Source organism: Nocardia sp. NPDC046473, assembly GCF_040645995.1.
In the GTDB taxonomy this organism is placed as follows: Bacteria; Actinomycetota; Actinomycetes; order Mycobacteriales; family Mycobacteriaceae; genus Nocardia.
This window is the reverse complement of sequence record NZ_JBEYZJ010000014.1, coordinates 26,934-45,106: the sequence shown is the minus strand read 5'-3', so window position 1 is coordinate 45,106 and position 18,173 is coordinate 26,934. Positions and strand designations below refer to the sequence as shown.

General features: G+C 65.8%; 20 protein-coding genes and 1 pseudogene. 8 read left to right on the top strand and 13 right to left on the bottom strand.

All coding sequences use genetic code 11. The features are described from left to right. The first annotated feature begins 20 nt into the window (after nucleotides 1-20). Nucleotides 21-683 (top strand): TetR/AcrR family transcriptional regulator, encoded by a 663-nt coding sequence (locus ABZ942_RS40495; RefSeq protein ID WP_357391568.1) that lies wholly within the window; start codon nucleotides 21-23, stop codon nucleotides 681-683. Here the strand turns inward: ABZ942_RS40495 and ABZ942_RS40490 are convergent. Beyond that, a complete protein-coding gene (locus ABZ942_RS40490; RefSeq protein WP_357391567.1) occupies nucleotides 680-1,000 on the bottom strand; it encodes a hypothetical protein in 321 nt (106 codons plus the stop codon). The genes ABZ942_RS40495 and ABZ942_RS40490 overlap by 4 nt on opposite strands. 394 nt (nucleotides 1,001-1,394) lie before the next feature. Between ABZ942_RS40490 and ABZ942_RS40485 the strand changes: the two genes are divergently transcribed. After that, nucleotides 1,395-1,928, top strand: coding sequence for a DUF4254 domain-containing protein (locus tag ABZ942_RS40485; RefSeq protein WP_357391566.1), 534 nt, complete (start codon nucleotides 1,395-1,397; stop codon nucleotides 1,926-1,928). On the opposite strand, the gene ABZ942_RS40480 is transcribed toward ABZ942_RS40485, so the two are convergent. The 3 genes from ABZ942_RS40480 to ABZ942_RS40470 are packed head-to-tail and all read right to left on the bottom strand — an operon-like array spanning nucleotide 1,929 to nucleotide 4,531. Further along, on the bottom strand, nucleotides 1,929-2,246 hold the full coding sequence (locus ABZ942_RS40480) for a hypothetical protein (protein WP_357391565.1): 318 nt from the start codon (nucleotides 2,244-2,246) through the stop codon (nucleotides 1,929-1,931). Continuing rightward, entirely contained in the window at nucleotides 2,247-3,395 is a 1,149-nt protein-coding gene (locus ABZ942_RS40475; RefSeq protein WP_357391564.1) for an acyl-CoA desaturase, read from the bottom strand. Nucleotides 3,396-3,415: 20 nt separating this feature from the next. Then, complete coding sequence (locus ABZ942_RS40470) at nucleotides 3,416-4,531, bottom strand: FAD-binding oxidoreductase (protein WP_357391563.1); 1,116 nt, start codon at nucleotides 4,529-4,531, stop codon at nucleotides 3,416-3,418. Between the two features lie 207 nt (nucleotides 4,532-4,738). Between ABZ942_RS40470 and ABZ942_RS40465 the strand changes: the two genes are divergently transcribed. Further along, a complete protein-coding gene (locus ABZ942_RS40465; protein WP_357391562.1) occupies nucleotides 4,739-5,359 on the top strand; it encodes a TetR family transcriptional regulator in 621 nt (206 codons plus the stop codon). 3 nt (nucleotides 5,360-5,362) lie between these two features. Here ABZ942_RS40465 and ABZ942_RS40460 read toward each other — a convergent pair whose 3' ends face one another. Both ABZ942_RS40460 and ABZ942_RS40455 read right to left on the bottom strand, forming a co-directional pair. Then, nucleotides 5,363-6,121 (bottom strand): SDR family oxidoreductase, encoded by a 759-nt coding sequence (locus ABZ942_RS40460; protein ID WP_357391561.1) that lies wholly within the window; start codon nucleotides 6,119-6,121, stop codon nucleotides 5,363-5,365. Nucleotides 6,122-6,191: 70 nt separating this feature from the next. After that, entirely contained in the window at nucleotides 6,192-6,314 is a 123-nt protein-coding gene (locus ABZ942_RS40455; RefSeq protein WP_357391560.1) for a hypothetical protein, read from the bottom strand. 22 nt (nucleotides 6,315-6,336) lie between these two features. Between ABZ942_RS40455 and ABZ942_RS40450 the strand changes: the two genes are divergently transcribed. Then, nucleotides 6,337-7,005, top strand: coding sequence for a CPBP family intramembrane glutamic endopeptidase (locus ABZ942_RS40450; RefSeq protein WP_357391559.1), 669 nt, complete (start codon nucleotides 6,337-6,339; stop codon nucleotides 7,003-7,005). 53 nt (nucleotides 7,006-7,058) lie between these two features. Here the strand turns inward: ABZ942_RS40450 and ABZ942_RS40445 are convergent, their stop codons facing one another. From ABZ942_RS40445 to ABZ942_RS40435, 3 genes are all read right to left on the bottom strand, one after another. After that, nucleotides 7,059-8,075: an alpha/beta hydrolase family protein gene (locus ABZ942_RS40445; RefSeq protein ID WP_357391558.1), complete on the bottom strand. Its 1,017-nt coding sequence runs from the start codon at nucleotides 8,073-8,075 to the stop codon at nucleotides 7,059-7,061. A gap of 183 nt (nucleotides 8,076-8,258) precedes the next feature. Further along, nucleotides 8,259-9,500: an oxygenase MpaB family protein gene (locus tag ABZ942_RS40440; RefSeq protein ID WP_357391557.1), complete on the bottom strand. Its 1,242-nt coding sequence runs from the start codon at nucleotides 9,498-9,500 to the stop codon at nucleotides 8,259-8,261. A gap of 377 nt (nucleotides 9,501-9,877) precedes the next feature. Next, nucleotides 9,878-10,441, bottom strand: a complete 564-nt coding sequence (locus tag ABZ942_RS40435) for a hypothetical protein (protein WP_357391556.1) — start codon at nucleotides 10,439-10,441, stop codon at nucleotides 9,878-9,880. 218 nt (nucleotides 10,442-10,659) lie between these two features. Between ABZ942_RS40435 and ABZ942_RS40430 the strand changes: the two genes are divergently transcribed. Beyond that, nucleotides 10,660-11,232 carry a cupin domain-containing protein gene (locus tag ABZ942_RS40430; protein WP_357391555.1) on the top strand — a complete coding sequence of 191 codons (573 nt, stop codon included), beginning with the start codon at nucleotides 10,660-10,662 and terminating at the stop codon, nucleotides 11,230-11,232. 10 nt (nucleotides 11,233-11,242) lie between these two features. On the opposite strand, the pseudogene ABZ942_RS40425 reads toward ABZ942_RS40430, so the two are convergent. After that, nucleotides 11,243-11,609 (bottom strand): annotated as a pseudogene (locus ABZ942_RS40425) (VOC family protein). Between the two features lie 41 nt (nucleotides 11,610-11,650). Beyond that, nucleotides 11,651-12,859, bottom strand: coding sequence for a cytochrome P450 (locus tag ABZ942_RS40420; RefSeq protein ID WP_357391554.1), 1,209 nt, complete (start codon nucleotides 12,857-12,859; stop codon nucleotides 11,651-11,653). A gap of 202 nt (nucleotides 12,860-13,061) precedes the next feature. Here ABZ942_RS40420 and ABZ942_RS40415 point away from each other — a divergent pair, with 202 nt between their 5' ends. Further along, nucleotides 13,062-13,751, top strand: a complete 690-nt coding sequence (locus ABZ942_RS40415) for a helix-turn-helix domain-containing protein (protein ID WP_357391553.1) — start codon at nucleotides 13,062-13,064, stop codon at nucleotides 13,749-13,751. A 69-nt stretch (nucleotides 13,752-13,820) separates the two neighbouring features. Next, nucleotides 13,821-13,973, top strand: a complete 153-nt coding sequence (locus ABZ942_RS40410; RefSeq protein ID WP_357391552.1) for a hypothetical protein — start codon at nucleotides 13,821-13,823, stop codon at nucleotides 13,971-13,973. A gap of 17 nt (nucleotides 13,974-13,990) precedes the next feature. Here ABZ942_RS40410 and ABZ942_RS40405 read toward each other — a convergent pair whose 3' ends face one another. Together ABZ942_RS40405 and ABZ942_RS40400 are read right to left on the bottom strand one after the other, a co-directional pair. Then, entirely contained in the window at nucleotides 13,991-16,021 is a 2,031-nt protein-coding gene (locus ABZ942_RS40405) for an NADPH-dependent 2,4-dienoyl-CoA reductase (protein WP_357391551.1), read from the bottom strand. Continuing rightward, a complete protein-coding gene (locus ABZ942_RS40400; RefSeq protein WP_357391550.1) occupies nucleotides 16,018-16,605 on the bottom strand; it encodes a PadR family transcriptional regulator in 588 nt (195 codons plus the stop codon). Before ABZ942_RS40400 ends, ABZ942_RS40405 begins: the two co-directional genes overlap by 4 nt. Nucleotides 16,606-16,777: 172 nt before the next feature. Here ABZ942_RS40400 and ABZ942_RS40395 point away from each other — a divergent pair, with 172 nt between their 5' ends. Continuing rightward, nucleotides 16,778-18,139, top strand: a complete 1,362-nt coding sequence (locus ABZ942_RS40395) for an MFS transporter (protein ID WP_357391549.1) — start codon at nucleotides 16,778-16,780, stop codon at nucleotides 18,137-18,139. The last annotated feature ends 34 nt before the right edge of the window (nucleotides 18,140-18,173 follow it).

Sequence of the window (18,173 nt, the reverse complement as noted above, 5' to 3'; positions counted from 1 at the left end):
CGAGCGACTATTGTCAAAAGATGGGATTGGAAGCCGGCGTCGATCGCGGCCGTCTGCCACGCGGCACACACGGCATGACGCCGGAGGCGGTGGCGCACTCGCAGCGCATGCGGATGTACCTCGGCGTGCTGGAGGCCGTCGCCGAAAGAGGTTACGGCGAAACGACTGTCGGCGATATCGTGGCCCGCGCGAACGTCTCGCGGCGCACCTTCTACCAGTTGTTCCGCGGCCGGGACGACTGTTTCACCGAGGCCTTCGAGGCCGCGGTCGAGCTGGTACTGGGCGAGCTCGACAAGAGCGTGCAGGCGATGCCGCGCTCGGAATGGCGCGCACTCATCCACACCACGCTGGAGACCTATCTGCATGTCCTGGCCGAGAACGGCATCTACGCCCGCGCGCTGCACATCGAATGCCTGGTCGCCGGGCCGATCGTCGCCGAGCAGCGCCGTCAGATGAAAACGCTGCTCGCCCACCGCATGCGCGCGGCCTTCCGGATCGGCCGCGGCGAGGGCGATATCCCGGTGGACATTCCGACGGATATCTTCGACGCCCTCATCGGCGCGGTCGACGATCGCATTCGCGATTGCCTGGAAGGCCCTGGCCCGCAGGCACTACCGGCGCTCGGTGCACACCTGTACCAGATCACCATGGCGCTGTTCGGCGTTCCGGAATGGGACGCTTAGCCGGGACCGGTCCCCTGCGCCGAATACAAACTCACTTCGCCATCCTCACTAAGGAATGCGTTGACGAGCATGATGCCTTGCGCCTGTAGTTCATCGGGTTCCGGCGCCGCGGTGGTGATCGAAATCTGCGGTATGACGGCCCAGTTCACCACATAACGCTCCGGCGGTCCGTCGTCGTCGGAGAGCCGGGCCAGACGGAAGACCGATATGGTCTTGCGAACGATGAGCGTGCGCACGACCTCACCGATTCGCTCGGGGTCTTCCAGCGCGAACATGAACCCGAATGTCAGCTCGGGCGATGACACGTAGGCGGGCACGAACGTCGAGGCTAGTCGATCGAACGACCCCGCGCAGCCGCCGCGCCGAACCGGTAGCTACTCGTGCGCCCACTTGACCTTGTCGGTAATACCGACGGTGCACGCACGTGACCTACCCGTAACGGATCATAACGATTTACCAGCTGCGCACAGATTTGTACACCATACTATTGCGCCGATTCGGCAACCGCGCTTTCCTGAAAGGGTCCCGATTTCTCGGGACGTCTTCCTCATCGCATCGTCGCGGATTTCCCGGTTACTTTGCCGTGCTGGTGGACTGTGGGGGTGGCGTCCGAGCGCGGGGCTGCGCCGGAGCCGAGGGGTGCCCCTCCCCGAAATCCCCCTCGGCCCTGGCGCATCCAGAATGTAATCGTTACCGCAGGGGTGTACGCACATGCCGACCGAATACGTAGCTGTCCGTATCGGAACCGAAGAGTTACCACCGCCTGCCGAACTATTGCGCGCGTTCCGCGAACCCGACGACCCGAACCGCAACCGGCACAGCGTGCTCAGTGCCGCGCGGCAACTCGTCGAATGTCACGAGCGAAGAAACAAGGCGATCGAAGCGGCGCACGCGCCGGACGCCGCCGAGGGGCGGGTCGCGGCGTGCAGCCTGCTGGTCGAGGACATCGACGGGCATCGGGCCGAACTGGTCGGGCGCATCGACACCTGGGTGGCCGACAATGTCGAGCACCGCGGCGGCGCCTCGTTGCATACCGAGACGCTCGGCGCGGTGATCGATCGACTAGCGGCGAAATGGATTGCGGCACAACGAGCTTTGCGGCGAACCCCGCAGCAGCGGGCGCACCCGGTGCAGGTGGACGGGGAAGCCCACCTGCAGTGGTGCAGGCTCGCCGAACTGACCGACGGCTATCGGGATCTGATCACCGACGTCACCGAGCACCGGCGCAGGCTGCCGGTGTGGTGATCAGCGGTTCTCGTCGACTCCCGGCTCGACCACCTCGGCGTCGACGAACGGCGCCTCGGTGCTCACCGTCGGCTTCGGCGCCGGGGGTGCCGGATCATCGTCACGATCGAGATCCAGGTCCTGCTGCGCCGCGGCGTCGCGCCGGGCGGCGTCGGCGGCTTCCTTCATCTCGATCGCGTCGGTGAACCACTCACCGATCTCCTTGGTGACCTCCGCGACGGTGCCCGCGATGATGCCGGCGATATTGCCGACATGCTTCGCACCCGAGGACGTCAATTCTTGAATGAGATCCTTGTTGCTTTCGAATTTCCCGATCATTCACACGCCCACTTCGCTTGCCTTTCGCTGACGCATCACGATAACACCGGGAGACGATTCGCTCTTGACCAAGCTGGGCGGCAACGCGAGCTTGCAAATCTTCCACCAGACCGAGCCGATCTGCTTGCTGAACGAACCCGTGTTGTACGGGAGTCCGTACTTTTCGCACAATGCGCGAACCTCCGGCGCGATCTCCGGATAGCGCGCGGCCGGGATGTCCGGGAACAGGTGGTGTTCGATCTGGTGCGACAAATTGCCGGACATGATGTGGAACAGCTTGCCGCCGGTGATGTTGGCCGAGCCGAGCATCTGCCGGATGTACCACTCGCCGCGGGTCTCCTCGGCGGTCTCCTCTTCGGTGAACGTCTGTACGCCGGTGGGGAAGTGACCGCAGAAGATGATCGAGTAGGCCCACACGTTGCGGACCAGGTTCGCGGTCACGTTGCCCGCGAGCGTACTGACGAACAGCGGGCCGGTCAGCGCCGGGAAGATCAGGTAATCCTTGAGCGCCTGCTTGCTCGCCTTCTTCACCTGGCCGAGCACGGTGCGCTTGATATCGGCCCAAGATCGCTTGCCGCGCACCACATTCTCGACCTCCAGGTCGTGCGCCATCACGCCCCACTCGAACAGCATCATCAGCGCAAACGCGTACAGCGGCTGACCCAGGCGCAGCGGGTTCCACGACTGGCTCTCGTCCATCCGCAGGATGGAGTAGCCGATGTCGCGGTCCTTGTTGTGGATGTTGGTGAAGGTGTGGTGGATGTAGTTGTGCGAGTGCTTCCACTGGTCCGCCGGGCAGACCGTATCCCATTCGAAGACACGGGAATTCAGGCCTGGCTCACGCATCCAGTCGTACTGGCCGTGCATGACGTTGTGGCCGATCTCCATGTTGTCCAGGATCTTCGACACGCTCAGCGCGGCGACCGCGGCCAGCCAGACCGGCGGCAGGAAGCCGAGGTACATCAGGCCGCGCCCGGCGATCTCGAAGCCCCGCTGCGCCTTGATGATCGAGTACAGGTATTCGCGGTCGCGATCGCCGAGGTCGGCGACGACCTTGGCGCGCAGCTCGTCGAGCGCCTTGCCGAGTTCTTCGATCTGGTCCGGGCTCAATACCAGCGGGCCGTCTTCGGTTTCGGTCAGGATTGTCATTGCGATGAATCCTTTGTTAGTCAGATGTCGATGTCGACGTCGCCCACGGGGGCGTTGATGCAGAGCTGGATGGGCTGATCCGGGTCACTGTCGGTTTCGCCGGTGCGCAGGTTGCGGGTGCAACCGGTGCGGCGAACCGCGGTGCAGGAGAAGCAAATTCCCATCCGGCAGCCGTATGCCGGGCTGAGACCGGCGGATTCGGCCTGCTCCAGCAGGGGCGCGCCGTTGTTGTCCGCGGCGATGCCGCTGGCCGAGAAGCTCACGGTGCCGAAGACGTCGTCGGCGTTGATCGGCGTGAGCGAAAGCGTGAATTCCTCGGTGTGCAGCCGATCTTCCAACTGCTCGGCCGCATAGATCTTGCGCACCGCGTCCATCAGCGACTGCGGGCCGCAGACGTAGGTGTGCGCGTCGGCGAACCACGGCGCCACCCGCTCCAGCTCGTCGTAGTCGAAGTACCCGCTGGATTGCACGAGCGCCACATCGACCCACGGCGCCGTCGCGTCAGCCCTGGCGGTATCGGACCGCCACGGATGCCGCAGCTCGATGCGGAAGTTCTGATGCCGCCGCGCGATCGCGTCGAGTTCCGCGCGGTGCGGCACCACCTCGGGCGATTTCGCGTAGTGCAGGAAGACGACCTCACCCGGGTAGCCCTCGTCGGCCAGGGTGCGCAGCATCGACAGCACCGGCGTGATGCCGCTGCCGCCGCTGATCAGCAGCACCCGGTCCGGGCGCAGGTCGGGCAGCCGGAAGGCGCCGGCGGCCGGTGCCAGATCGACCACCATGCCCGGCGCGGCGTTGCGCGCGAGGAACAGCGATACCAGGCCGTCGGGATGCGCCTTGACGGTGAGCTGGATATACCTGCTCCGGCCGCTCGCCGGATCGACCGGCGAATAGCAGCGGGCGTGGCGGACACCGTTGATCACCACGCCGATCTGGACGTACTGCCCGGCGGCGTGGCCTTTCCATTGCCGGGTCGGGCGCAGGGTGAGCGTCACCGAACCGGGGACCGAGCGGTCCACCTGGGTGATCTCGGCGCGCATCTCCCGCGCGGTGAGCGTGGGGCGCACGAGTTCCAGGTACCGGTCCAGCGGATGTGGCGTGGTCAGGGTCTGCACCAGGTTGATGAGATCCACCATCTGTTCTCCGTGCCTCGTGTCGGGGTGCCTCAGGTCGGGGCTGTTCGACTGGCGGAGGACCCGCGACGTTGCGTTCCAATTTCAGTGCACGTCTGTACACTCAACTAGTGTGACCGATGACCAGGGTCCGGTGTCAACCGGCAAAACATGTGACACGAACTACATTTTGGGATCGGCGAAATGGTGAACGGATGTATGCTCACCGTGATGAGCGAGCAGGCAGCAACTCGAGGCGAGCGCAAGGAGCGCACGCGACAGGCCCTACTGGACGGCACCCTGGCGCTGGCCGCCGACCGTGGGTTCGCCGCGCTGAGCCTGCGCGAGATCGCCCGCTCGGCGGGCATCGTGCCGACCGCCTTCTACCGGCACTTCGCGTCACTGGACGACCTGGGCGCACAACTGGTCGACGACGGCATCACCGCGTTGCGGCTCGCGCTGCGCGAGGTGCGTCGCAAACCCGACGCAAGCCTGTCCGACACAGTGCGATTCGTGTTCACGCAGGTCGACCCGAAGCGGGAACTGTTCGGCTTCCTGACCCGCGAACGCCACGGCGGATCCGCCGCACTACGCAAATCCATTGCGCTGGAACTCCAGTTGATCGTCCGCGAACTGGTCGCCGACCTCTCCCGCATCCCCGCCCTCGACTCGTGGGCGCCCGCGGACTTGGAGATCGCCGCCGATCTGCTGGTCGCGACGGTCACCGACGGCATCGTCGCCTACATCTCGGCGCCACCGCGTGAACAAGACAGCATCATCGACCGCACCGTGCAGCAGATGCGATTGATCTCGCTGGGCATGGGCGCATGGTGGCCACCGAAGGAGCGGTAGCGCTCAGCGGGCCTCGGGATCGAGCGCCAGCACCGAGCGACCGCCGTCCACCGGCAGCACCGCACCATTGACGAAACTCGCGTCCGCCGAAAGCAGATACGCCACGGCCGCCGCCACCTCATCGATGGTCGCCACCCGGCCGATCGGATGCAGTTCCGCCATCTGTCGTTCCACCTTGGCCGCCACCGAAGGATCAAGGGCCGCAAGGAATTCAGCATAGCGCTCGGTCGCGACCGAGCCGGGTGCCACGGCGTTAACCCGAATCCCCTTCGAGCCGTACTCGACTGCCAGCGCGCGGGTGAGTCCCTCGATCGCGGCCTTCGCGGTGCTGTACGGCAGCGCGCCCGGCACGGCTCGTTGCGCCTGATGCGAGGTGATATTCACGATCGCACCGGGGGTTTCGGCGTTCAGGAACCGGCGAACGGCGGTGGCGCAGCCGACGACCGCAGGCGCCAGGTTGGCGGTGATCAGATCGACGACACCTTCGGCGGAGTCGGAATGCACTGAGGCATCACGGAATACGGCCGCATTGTTCACCCAGCCGGTCAACGTGCCCGCCTGCTGCGCGATATCGGCGGCCTGCTCGGCGACGGCCTCGGACGAGGCATCACCGAGCACCGGAATCACCCGGCCCCCAGCCCATTCCAGTGCCTCGGCGTCACGTTCGACGGCGACCACGACGTTGTCCCGGCCGAGCAGCCGGGCCACGATTCCCCGTCCGATCCCCCGCCCGCCACCGGTCACCACGTACGAAAGTGCCATACGCCCGATGCTAGCCAGTCGTGCCGGTCGAGGTTCGGGACGCGAGGCGTGATCCGCCGCGCCGTGGTGGTCAGCGCCGATTCGGTTGACCGAAGATCATCTGGTGGCCGCGGGCGGTGTCCAGGTATTCGCGGACGCGATTGATCAGCCCGTCGCGGAGTTCGAAGACGAAGCTCGGCGGGCGACCCGCCATCGCGGGCACTAGGGTTGGGGAGGTGCGGATTCGGCGGTGGCGGCGCGGGTATCTGACCGCGGAGTACGCGGCGCTGTTCTTCGGTGGCGCAACGGTTTACAACCGCTATCTGCGCGGTACCAGTCCCATCCCGGCGCTGGCGGCGGGGGCGGCGCTCGCGACCGGTTATCTGCGACGATCGCCCGACTTCGACCGGGCGGCGTTGTGGCGGCCGCAGGCGTTTCCCGCGCAAACACGATCGATGGCGACGCTGGCGGGTTCGAGCGCGCTCGCGCTCACCGCGGCGGTGGCGCTGCTGCGGCGCAAGAACCTCTTCGATCTGCCGCGCAACAATCCGGTGCTGTGGCTGGCGGTGATGGTGTTGTATCCCGCGCTGAGCGTGTATCCGCAGGAGTTGATCTTCCGGTCGTTCCTGTTCCACCGGTACGCGCCCGCCTTCGGGGACGGCACCGGGATAGTGGTCGCGAGTGCGGCCGCCTTCGCCTACGTGCACATCGTGTTCGGCAGTTGGATCTCGGTGCTGTTGAGCGGGCTCGGTGGCGCGATCTTCGCGGTCCGGTATCAGCAGACGCAGTCGCTGTTCACCGCGTCCGTCGAGCATTCGGTCTACGGAATCCTGGTCTTCACCGTGGGTTTGGGCACGTACTTCTATCACGGCGCGGCCGCTGAGATGCGAGCGAAGGACAACTGAACCCGAAACGAGCATGGCGGCGCTGCCAAGCCCGAATCGGTATCGGTCTCAGTTCACCGGCTGCCGATCGACTGCGCCAGGAACGGCCAGGACGTGCGCAGATCGTCCTCCCAGTAACCCCACGAATGAGTACCGACCGGCCGATCGTCGAAGGTCACCGGGATATTCAACTCGTGCAACCGGTTCGTCAGGTTCACCGTGCAGAAATGGATGGCCGCCTCGATCGGCCCGCCGAACGCGATCTGCACCGGCAGCGGAATCCGGCCCTCCTGCACGCGCCGATCGAAGGGCGTGTCGTGCGGTGCGGCCGCAATGCCGCTGCCCGCACTCAAATAGACAGAGGTTCCGCGCAGGCGTTCGGCGTTGACCAACGGATCGTTGTCGCGCCAGAGGGGGCCGTTGGCCGGGCCCCACATGTTCTCGACGCTTTGCCCGCCGCCCCAATTCTCGACAGTCAGCCGGACGAATTCGTGCCCGATGGGATCCGAGGTCTGCGCGCAACCGCTGTAGGACGCCACGCTGTTCCAGAAGCCGGGCTTCGCGATGGCCAGGTTCAGCACCGAGGTGCCGCTCATGGATACACCCGCCAGCGCGCGATTGCCGTTGGCACCGAGAAACCCCTCGATGACCGGCGGCAACTCGTCGTTGAGGAACGTCTGCCACTTGTTGTAGCCGAGCACGGCATCCGGGCGAATCCAGTCGGTGTAATACGAATTGGCGCCACCGAACGGAGTCACCACGTTGATGTCTTTGCCGCTCAAGAAGTTCACGGCGTCGGTCTGCACGTCCCAGCCGCTCTCATTCGGACCGCCGCCCGAGCCGTTGAGCAGATAGAGCGTCGGACGGGATGTTGCCCGGTCCGCGGCGCGGATGATCTGCACCGGGATCGGCCGGTTCATCGCGGGTGAAAAGACCGTGACAACCTGTTGCCGGTCGTTCACGTCCTGCACCGAAACCACGCTGGGTTCCGCGGTGGCGGCGCCTGCCGCGCCGACCAGCCCCGCGGCGGCCAGCGCACCGGCGAGCACCCAGTGCAGCGTTCTCCTTCGTGTCGATCGCCGTGTTCTCAAGTCGCAGCCCCTCTCGCTTGCTTACGGTCGGCCACGGTGGCCGATGACACACCGGGACGTCGCTGTCCTAGCGCGGCATGGCGATGACGTGCCGGGACGCCGATGTCCCGGAACGGCATTGCAAGGGGGATTCGCGTGGCCATCGTCGGCGGTTTGGTCCCGCCGCCGATTGTTTTCGGCGGATCAGCGCGGCGGTTGGCTCATGTCCCGGTTCAGCTGCGGGATCTCGATGCTGATCGGCAGCCGCAGTTCGGCCAGGTAGATCAGCGCCGCCTGGCGGAGGAACTCGTCGAACAGCCAGTAGGCGTCCGGCGCCAGCGGGACCACCGGCAGCAGGCCCTCGCGCACCGCGATGAACGGCCCCCAGCTCACCCGGAGCAGCGGATCCCAGACCGGTTCCCTGGGGATGGCCAGCCCGTCGGCGATCTTGTCGCCGAGCAGGAATCGGGTGAACGCGCCGAGGACCGGCTTGCTGAGCACGGCGAGGTCGAGATTCACGCCGAGTCGCAGCAGCCGGTCGGCCAGCGCGACGCCCTCGGGAGTCGGCTGCAGAATCGGGTCGAGCACCTGCGCGGCCTGGGCATCGGCGGCGGCCCACGTGTCGGGGATGTACTCGTCGCGGACGCCGAGCAGGTGCGCGCAGACCTGCCACGAGTGCAGGAAGGCCGCGGACTCGTTGCCGGGGATGGGCACCTGCCACGCCGTCAGCTGCTTCATCACGGTCGTCGGCAGGCTGTGCCAGGTGACCATGATGTCGTTCTGGCTGATCGGCACGTCCTCCTCGGCGGAGTGCACCCAGTACGGCGACTGCGGCAGCAGGTGCCGCACCGCGGCGTGCACCAGCCGGGTCTTGACACACGTCACGACCATTTCGCCGTCGGGCGCATAGGCATTCGCGGTCCCGATGTCGTAGCCGAGTTTCGCGGTCTTGGAGATGCGGTCCTTCAGATCCTGACCGCCCTTGGAGTAGTAGACCGCCCGCGCCTCCTTGGGAATGACCGTGCTCATCATGCCGCTGGCCAAGCCGTACAGCACGCCGAGATACAGGCCGCGCTTCTTGTTGAACTCGACCGCGGTGGCCAGTTTGCCCTGATCGGTCCACTGCGGGAGTTGGCGGGCGTACTCCATGAAATCCCTTAGCTCCGTGGGCAATCCGGGAGGCAACGGCTGACCGTTCCTGGTCCACGTACGCAAGAGGTCGTTCACTCTCGGCACATCGCCACGGTCGATCAGTGCGGCGACCAAGGGGTCCGCCTCGGCGTCCCATACCGTCATCGGATCGGCTCCGGATCCGTTGCCTGCCACCGAGCCGCTCGGTGACCAGGTCCACGGCTCCGCCCTGGCCGGGGATACCGCTGCCAGTGCGCCGAACGCGCCCAACGCGCCGCCTGCCTTCAATGCGTTGCGTCTGCTGAATCCATCCATGTCGCTGCTCCTCGCTGAGTCCAGACGCCATCGTGGTGACGCAGGGGCGGCGATTCGCGCCGAGTCGCGCCGTTCGATGGAAGAATAGTCATTAACTTAGCAAGTTGAGCGGAGTGATGGACCGACTTTGAGAAACTGACACAGAATCTCTCTCACTGCGCGAGTACGAGTAGGTGGCAAGATGCCAAAGATGCCGCTCAGCTGACGGGTTCACTAAAATTCCGAGTTGTGCCACAACAGAACCATGGCGGATCGGGTCGATGCGCCGGCTGGGATGCAGCACGATCTCGCCAAGTCATGAGGATCGATAACCATTGGTTACTTATTCGACGCGATCAGCACACCCCCGCGATGTGCTGATCGCGCGCCCTCGGACGTCAGGGCGTGGCGAGCTGGTCCCATTGCATCCGCGGGTCCTCGTTCGGGAAGTCGTTGCGGATCGTGACGTAGGAGGTGCCCGCCGCGTAGGGAGCACTGAGGCGGCGGGTGTCCAGCGCGGCCTTGTAGACGGTGCTGGCCGTGCCGTCCGGGAAGAAGACGTACTCCAGAGTGAAGTTCTGCCGGTAGTTTCCGCTGTCACAGTCGGCAAGGAAGGCCAAACCCCAACCGCCCGTAGTATTTTCGACGCATTGATGTTTGCCCCGCGATGTCAGTTCGCGCGTGCTGAACGCGATCGTGTCCGGTCCGGTCGTCGCGCGCAGCCACCACTGGCGTCGATCGCCGGCGTTGCACGGGGCGAATCGGGCGGTGCCGCCGATCCCGTTGTGCGGGTCGTTCTCGGTGGTCATGCACTGACCGGTACCCCGGTTGTACATGAGCCAGTAGGCGAACTCGGCGTGCGCGGGACCGGCCGCGCCGATGGTGGTCGTGGCGACGGCTGCGGCGATCAAGGCCAGCGTGGCCGACTGCGCCGCAGCGACAGTGTTGATCAAGGATTTCATTGATGCCCCCGGTATTTGGCCGATGGATGAATACCATCGAAGTCTCTGCGGCGGCAGTCTCACGCGAGTTTCACCGCGCTCTCACGGGCCATGCGGCACCGCGACGGCCCGACCGATAGCCGAGGCGCGACCGGGTCCCCAGCAGCCCACCATGATTCAACTGGACCGTCGGTCAATATTCACTTGCGGCCGGATCGGCTCGCGAGCAAGGTGAGGCCATGACTGCTTACGAACCCATTCGCCGTGTCGTCACCGGTCACGACAGCGCCGGCAAAGCCATCGTGGTCGACGACGAACAGGTACCCTCCGTGTCGCCGCCGGAATTTGGTGGGCGCTGGGCGATCTGGGCCGCCGACGCCCCCGTGGCACTCCCGAACGACGGCACCGCTCCGAAGGTCGGCGACGCACAGTTCCCGCCGTCCACCGGCGTCAAGATCATCAAGATGGCCCTCCCCCCGAAGTACAACCCAGATGCGTTGTCGGACAACAGCGAGCTGTTCGACCCGGACCTCCTGGCCGAACTCGGCTTCCTGGTCGACCCGAACCCGCCGGGCACCTACGGCTCACGCCCCGGCGTCACCGGCATGCACGCCAGCGCGACCGTCGACTGTGTGCTGCAATTGTCCGGCGAATCGGCATTCATCTTGGAAGACAACGAGATTCACCTGAAGCCCGGCGACTGGCTGGTGATCAACGGCGTGGTGCATGCCTGGCGCAACGACGGCGACGAACCAGCGGTGCTCATGGGTGTAATGGTCGGCGCCGAGCACAGCGGCATCCCGAAGCGCTAGCGTCGCCCCCTCAGTCGAGACAGAACTCGTTGCCCTCGATATCCTGCATCAACTGACACGACTCGTTGACGCCATCGGCTCGCAGCAATTGCCCACCGTACCGCGCCGAGTGCGACCAGTCGTACGCACTCGGCCTCGAGTGCCGCCAGACGCTGTTCACCCACGAGTCCGGTGCCCACCCGCACATCGAGATGCACCCGGTTCTTGACGACCTTGTCTTCGGGAACGCGCTGAAAGTACAGGCGCGGGCCAACTCCGGAGGGATCGATGGCTGCTGAACCCTGATACTCGTACCCCAACACCTCACTCCAGAAACGAGCGACGCGCTCGGGTTCTGCGCAGTCGAAAGTGACTTGGAACTGCTTGACCGATCCCATCGGGCCACCATAGCGGCGCGCGGTCGCTGTCGAGAAATGCTTTACCAGGTGACCCGAAGTCGTCGCACACCACGAACGCCGATACCGTCCGGACGCATCCGAACCTCGTCCGCGGGCACGGCGAGACGCAGGGTGGGAAACCGCGCCATCAACGCGGGCAGCGCGGTGCGCAGCTCGATCCTCGCCAGCTGCTGGCCGAGGCACTGGTGGATGCCGTGGCCGAAGCCCAGGTGTCCCAGCGCATTACGTCGTAGGTCGAGGCTGTCGGGACGATCGAACACGGCTGGATCGCGATTGGCGGCCTGTAGCGAAAGGGCCACCGTCTCACCGGCTTTGATCAGTTGTCCGGCCAGTTCGACATCCGCAAGGGCAGAGCGGGTCATGGTGTGGACGACAGTCAGGTAGCGCAGCAGCTCCTCGACCGCGCGGTCGGGATCGGTGCGCAGCGCAGCCAGCTGTTCCGGGTGACACAGCAGCGCAAAAGTACTGAGTGTCAGCGTATTCGCCGTGGTCTCGAATCCGCCGATCATCAATAGTGCGGCCACTCCGGCGAGTTCGACGTCCGCGAGATTGGTGGCGGTCAGATCGCTGAGCAGATCATCGGTCGGCTCGGCTCGTTTGGCGGCGATCAGATCCCGCAGGTATTCCTGGGTCTCTTCGAAGGTGATGAGGCCTTGTTCGACATGTCCGTCCGGCATGACGTCCAGATTGTTCAGCTGGCCGACCAGGTCGGCCACCAGGCGTTGGAAACGATCCCGATCGGCTTCGGGCACACCGAGTAGTTCACTGATCATCAGCGCCGGAACCGGATGGGCGAATGCGGCCACCAGATCCACCGGACCACCGGCTCGTGCCATGGCGTCGAGATATGCGGTGCTGATCTGCGCGACTCGCTCGGTGAGCAGGCGCATCCGCCGGACAGTGAACTTGCCCGCCAAGAGCTTTCGATAGCGGGTGTGCTCGGGGGCGTCGAGGTTGAGGAAGGCGCCTGGTGGCGCCGGGGGCAGTTGGCCGAGGTCGGCCAAGGCGGAGTGCATGAGTTCGGGTCGCGCGCTGAAGCGCGGATCGGCCAGGACGGCGCGCACGGTGGCATGCCCGGTGGCCAGCCAGCCTTGGTGACCGTCCGGAAATATCATGCGGGTCAACGGATTCCGCTCACGAATCCGCGCCAGTCCGGTGGGTGGATCGAAGGGGCAGCCCGCGGGGCGAGCGGTAGGCAACGAGACAACGGTGGTCAGCGGCTCGGTCATTGATTCCTCACTGGCGCACGACTTTCAGTATGCGCCGAACGCTAGGTTGCATTCAGTGTTTGCTCAACGGAGACCGCGCTGCAATACTGGATTACTGCAGGTACATTCGGTTTCATCCGTGCAATGACCTTGCCGTCGAACGCAAAGGCCGGGCACCCGACATGCAATGAGATGTCGCTGAACGCATCCCGAAGGAGACCCGATGCCAGGAGGCAGGCTCACGCTGCAGGAGCGGGAATGCATTGCGGCCGGACTGGCCGACGGACTGGGCTACACCCAGATCGCGCGCCAGCTCGAGCGGCCTGCCTCGACGATCAGCCGTGAGGTGACCCGGAACGGCGGACCCGGCCGTTATCGCGCGGACCGAGCGCACCGGGCCACCGCGGCGCGGGCCCGCCGCAGCAGCGCGGCCGCGGTGCAGCCATCAGCATCAGCGGAATTCATGGTCGACAACGATGCGGTGCGCGAGTTCGCGGCGCACTTCACCGAGTTGTTCGTGTTCGACGGCATGCCCCGGATGCAAGCCCGGGTCATGACGTGTCTGCACCTCGCTAATTCGGGCAGTCTCACCGCCGCCGAGTTGGTGCGGCAACTCGACGTGAGCCCGGCCTCGATCTCCACCGCCGTCGGCGCGCTGGAGCAGCGGGATCTCATTCGCCGGGAACGTGATTCACGACGCCGCGACCTGTACTGCATCGATGACGACACCTGGTACCGGACCACGCTGAACCTCGCCCGGGCTGCCGGAGTGCGGGTCGAGGCGGCCCGTCGCGGGGCCGAACTCCTCGGCGTGACGACGCCTGCGGGCGCTCGGCTGGACGAAATCAGCCGATACCTCGACTACCTCGGCACGCAGATGGTTCAGGTGGTCGAACGCTGGCACCGGTCGTGATCGAGGCTGATAGCTGCGAGAAATCGTGCTGAGACGCCGGTGAAAGATGCGGGCGCGACGCTCATCGGCATGAAGTTTTCCAGAGTTGCCGCGCTGGCCGGCGCGATGATCGCCGCAGCGGCGGTCGTCGGCAGTGGCGCCGCGAATGCTGTCCATCCGCCCACGACCATCACGCCGTTCCTGTGCCCCAGCGGCTCGGTGTCGTTGCCCGGCAACGGGTAACGACACCGAGCACTGCTTCAGAGGCGAGCGGCCAGGCGGGTGCCCTGATCGATGGCGCGCTTGGCATCCAACTCGGAGGCGAGTTCGGCGCCGCCGATGAGGTAGAGGTTCACGCCCGCGGCACGCAGGTCGTCCTCCAGATCGCGGACGGATTCCTGGCCCGCGCAGATGATCACGTTGTCGACCGGGATCAGTTGCGGGCGTTGGCGTTTCTCGCCGAAGCTGATGTGCAGGCCGCTGTCATCGATGCGCTCGTAGTTCACGCCGCCGATGTGATCGACACCCTTGGCCTTCAGCGCCGCGCGATGCACCCAGCCGGTGGTCTTACCGAGGTCCTTACCGAACGGGGTCGACTTGCGTTGCAGGAGCACGACTTCGCGGGCGGCGGGCGAGGGCTTCGGCTTGGCGAGCTGACCGGGCACCTGCTCGTCGTCGGCGGTGACGCCCCACTCCTCTTTCCACTCGTCGAGCTTCAGCGTGGGATGTCCCTCGACGGTGAGGAATTCGCTGACGTCATAGCCGATGCCACCCGCGCCGATCACCGCCACGCGCTTGCCGACCGGGCGCTCCTCGCGGACCAGTTCGGCGTAGGACAGCACCATCGGGTGGTCGATGCCGGGGATGTTCGGGATGCGCGGCTTCACGCCGGTGGCGAGCACCACCTCGTCGTACCGGGCGGCGATGAGTTCGGCGGCGGTCACCCGCTTGTTCAAATGCACCGTCACGCCGGTGATTTCGAGCTTGCGGCGGTAGTATCGGATCGACTCGTTGAACTCTTCCTTGCCCGGAATGCGGCGAGCGATGTCGAACTGGCCGCCGATCTTGTCGTCGGCCTCGAACAGGTCGACGTGATGGCCGCGCTCGGCCAGGTTGACCGCCGCGGACAGCCCGGCCGGGCCCGCGCCGACGACCGCGACCCGCTTGGTGCGCCGGGTGGGCAGCAGCTTCAGCTCGGTCTCGTGTCCGGCGCGCGGGTTCAGCAGGCAGGACACCGTCTTGTGCACGAAGGCGTGGTCCAGGCAGGCCTGGTTGCAGGCGATGCAGGTGTTGATCTCGTCGACCCGGTCCTGCTTGGCCTTGTTGACCCACTCGGGGTCGGTGAGGAACGGGCGGGCCAGCGAAACCAGTTGCGCGTCACCGCGAGTCAGGATCTCCTCGGCGATCTCCGGCATGTTGATCCGGTTGGACGCGCACACCGGAATGTTCACCTGCTCGGTGATTTTCGCGGTGAACTCGACGAAAGCCGCACGCGGCACCGAGGTCACGATGGTGGGCACCCGCGCCTCGTGCCAGCCGATGTCGGTGTTCAGGATGTTCGCGCCCGCGGCTTCGAGTTCCTTTGCCAGCGCGACGATCTCGTCGAACGTCTGGCCCTTCTCGACCAGCTCGGCCATGGAGAGCCGGAACACGATGATGAAGTCGGGCCCGACCGCGGCGCGGGTGCGGCGCACGATCTCCACCGCGATCCGGCGCCGGTTCTCCGGCGAGCCGCCCCACTTGTCGGTGCGCTTGTTGGTGCGCGGCGCGAGGAACTGGTTGATGAAATAGCCTTCACCACCCATGATTTCGCAGCCGTCGTATCCGGCGAACTGGGCCAGCTTTGCGCAGCGCGCGTAATCGTCGATGGTCTGCTCGACACCCTTGGCCGAGAGCTTGCGCGGCCGGAACGGGTTGATCGGCGCCTTGATCGACGACGCCGAAACGCTGCCGGGCATATAGGAGTAGCGACCGGCGTGCAGGATCTGGATGGCGATCTTGCCGCCCTCCTTGTGCACCGCCTTGGTGATCGCGCGGTGCCGGTAGGCCTCGGACTTGTTGGTCAGCTTGGCGCCGAACGGCAGCAGCCAGCCGGTGCGGTTGGGTGCGTATCCGCCGGTGATGATGAGACCGACACCGCCGCGGGCACGTTCGGCGAAGTAGGCGGCCAGCTTGTTGGTGTCCCACGCGCGGTCCTCGAGACCGGTGTGCATCGACCCCATCACCACGCGATTACGCAGGGTGGTGAAGCCGAGTTCAAGAGGCTCGAATAAATGAGGGTAGGAACTCATCGGCGAGTCTCACCTTTCTCCGTTGGTCGATCCGCGCGCGGGGCTGTCGCGGGCGGATGCAGGGCGTGCAGAACTTCGTCGCACCATTCGACGAACCCCGCCTCCACGCGGACGCCCGCGCGCAGGACGAGGTACTGGTGCAGAGCCGTACCGGAGAGCTGATCCGGTGCCGGAAAGTCGCGTTTCTCGATGAGGCGATACACCTCGAGGCGCTGGGCGTGTTCGTCGCGATGCCGGGCGACCTCGGTGCGCAGCGCGCCGATATCGCCGTACGCGGCGGCGCGGATCTTGACCGCGAGCTCGTTGCGCGGGGTGCTGGTGTCGGACGGTTCGGCGATCCAGCGGGCCAGCTCGGCGCGGCCCGCCGCGCTCACCGCGTACACCTTCTTGTCCGGCCTGCCCTCCTGGGTCACCGACTCGCTGTTCAGCCAGCCGGATTCCTCCATGCGCTTGAGCACGCGATAGATCTGCTGATGCGTCGCGCTCCAGAAGTATCCGATGGACTTGTCGAAGCGGCGCGCCAGCTCATACCCCGAGCCGGCCCGCTCGGTCAGCGAAACCAGCAACGCGTGCTCGAGGGCCATGCGGCCAGAGTAGCCGTGACACTCGGTACTATGCAACTGAGTGCATACCTTGGGTTTGGTGTCGGGCGTTGACCCCGTTGGGTGGGCGAAATCGCACTAGGCTGCGCGGCAATGAGTGAGCGAAGTGTGGTGCAGCGCGCATCGCCGAGCCGACCGCCTGCGAGGAGCAGTCATGAGTGAGGTGGACGCGCGGGCGACGGTGGGGCAGGCCGCCGGGCGCGGGCACGTGGTGGCGTGGGGGTTCTGGGACTGGGGATCGTCGGCGTTCAACGCGGTGATCCTGACGTTCGTGTTCTCGGTATATCTGACCGACAAGGTCGGTGACGATCTGCCCGGCGGGATTTCGCCGAGCGCATGGTTGGGGTGGGCACTCGGGATCGCGGGGCTGGTGGTCGCGGTGACGGCGCCGGTGAGCGGGCAGTGGTTCGACGCGTCCGCGAAACGTAAACGCTCCCTTGCCGTTTTGACGGGGCTCTGCATCGGGTCGATGACGCTGATGTTCTTCGTGCACGACGACTACCACTATCTGTGGCTCGGACTGGTGCTGCTCGGGCTCGGCTCGGCGTTCTTCGAACTGGCCGGCGTGCCCTACAACGCCATGCTGCGTCAGGTGTCGACACCGGCGACGGTCGGCCGGGTGTCCGGATTCGGCTGGTCCATGGGCTATTTCGGCGGCATCTTCCTGCTGCTGATCTGCTACTTCGGCTTCATCTCCGGCAGCGGTGACAGTCGCGGCGTGCTCGGCATACCCACCGACGACGGGCTCAATATCCGACTGGTCGCCATCGTGGCGGCGGTATGGTTCGCCGCGTTCGCGCTGCCGGTGCTGTTCGCGGTGCCCGAATTGCCGCGCACCGACGCCGATCCCGGCGCCGCCAACGCCGGGTTCTTCGCGTCCTATCGAGTATTGGTACGCGACCTGCGCGAACTGTGGGCGGCCGACCGGCGCACCGCGGGCTTCCTGATCGCCAGCGCGATCTTCCGCGACGGACTCGCCGGCGTGTTCACTTTCGGTGCGGTGCTTGCGGTTCGGGTATACGACATCGCCGACTCCGACGTCCTCCTGTTCGGCATCGCCGCCAATGTCGTTGCCGCCCTTGGCGCCATCGTCGCCGGCCGATTCGACGACCGCGGCGGCCCGAAGATCGTCATCGTCGTCTCCCTCGTCTCCATGATCATCTGCGGCCTCGCCCTACTCGCCGTCTCCGGCCCCATGATGTTCTGGATCTTCGGCCTCCTCCTCACCGTCTTCGTCGGCCCCGCCCAATCCTCCGCCCGCTCCTTCCTCGCCCGCCTCGCCCCACCCGGCCGCGAAGGCCAACTCTTCGGCCTCTACACCACCACCGGCCGAGCCGTCTCCTTCCTGGCCCCCACCTTCTTCGGCCTCTTCGTCTGGTTCTTCGACAACGACCGAGCAGGAATAATCGGCCTAACCCTCGTCCTGGCCCTAGGCCTGATCGCCCTACTCCCCGTCCGCTCCCCCACCCCCACCGCAATCGCCACAACCCCCTCGCCCGACGAGCAGCCCGCCTAACGGTTCCAACGCCCGGTCGAGGGGGAACTGGTGC